This is a genomic window from Bartonella tribocorum (assembly GCF_002777915.1).
GTDB classification, from domain to species: Bacteria; Pseudomonadota; Alphaproteobacteria; order Rhizobiales; family Rhizobiaceae; genus Bartonella; species Bartonella tribocorum_A.
The window spans coordinates 1-603 of record NZ_NJGE01000093.1; the positions used below are offsets into that span (position 1 = coordinate 1).

1 pseudogene is annotated in these 603 nt (G+C 48.6%); it reads left to right on the top strand.

Going from position 1 to position 603, the window contains the following annotated elements:
• Positions 1-603, top strand: a pseudogene (locus CER18_RS09815) (hypothetical protein); the annotation flags it as partial.

Sequence of the window (603 nt, forward strand, 5' to 3'; positions counted from 1 at the left end):
AAAAGTACAGCAGAAGGTGCACAAACGAAAGCCGAACAAGCGCAACAGAGTGCGACAGAAGCGTCTCGAGTCGCTTCAGAAGCGAAGACAGTTGCAGAGCAGGCATTGCAAGCCGATAGACAAGCGGTCCGTGAAGGCCATGAAAGCACCAAGAGTTTGGTAGAAGAAATTCAGAAGAAGGTTGAAGAGGCACAAGCGCTTTCACAAGAAAGTAAGGGGTTTTCTGAAGCCGCCAAAGATTTGTCAGAGAAAGCAACGACAGCCTCTAGCGAGGCGCAAAAGGTAGCAGAGCAGGCGTTAAGAGAAGCAACTTCTGCGAAAACAACGGCGGACGGTGCATCTACTGTCGCCAATGATGCGAAAGGGAGTGCTGAGGAAGCTAAAACAGTATCAGAAGAAGCCAAGAAACTTGTTCAGGAAAACAAGGATGCTTTTGATGCATCGACTAAAACTCTTGAAGAAGTGAAAGGTATTGCGGAAAGGGCGTTATCGACAGCCAACACAGCCAAGCAGAGTTGCGTTGAGACAGGTGAAAAAGCTTCAGAAGCCTTAACGAAGTCTGGTGAAGCGAAGAGCCTAGCAGAAGAAGCAAAACAGGCGGCA